The 579-nt window shown below is 62.3% G+C and carries 1 protein-coding gene; it reads right to left on the reverse strand.

Annotation, left to right across the window (positions count from 1 at the left end; all coding sequences use genetic code 11):
• Positions 1–579: zinc-binding dehydrogenase (locus L981_RS32705; RefSeq protein WP_043626970.1), on the reverse strand; the 579-nt coding region annotated here is incomplete at both ends.

Here is a 579-nt window from a genome sequence, read left to right on the forward strand (position 1 = left end):
GGTGGGTGATGACCGGGGCAAGGTCGAGGCCGCCCTGCACGAAGGCGATCATCTTGTACCAGGTCTCGAACATCTCGCGGCCGTAGATGCCCTTGAGGTTGAGCATCTTGAAGATGACCTTGTTCCAGTCGATCTCGAAGCCGGCCGGTGCAATGCCGAGGATGGCGATCTTGCCGCCGTTGTTCATCTTGTCGATCATGTCGCGGAAGGCGGGTGCCGCCCCCGACATTTCGAGCCCGACGTCAAAACCTTCGGTCATGCCGATCGCCTTCATCACATCGGCAAGGTTCTCCTTCGACGCATCGACGACGTGGTCGATGCCGACGCTCTTTGCGAGTGCCAGCCGCGTCGGGTTGATGTCGGTGATCACAACCTTGCGCGCGCCCGAGCGCTTGGCGACCATCGCCCCCATGATGCCGATCGGGCCGGCACCGGTCACAAGCACGTCCTCGCCGACGAGATCGAAGGAAAGGGCCGTGTGCACGGCATTGCCGAACGGATCGAAGATCGCCGCGACCTCGTCCGGCACATCCTCGGGGATCGGCACGACGTTATATTCCGGCAGGCAGACGAACTCGC

Source organism: Ensifer sp. ZNC0028 (assembly GCF_000799055.1).
GTDB lineage: Bacteria > Pseudomonadota > Alphaproteobacteria > Rhizobiales > Rhizobiaceae > Ensifer.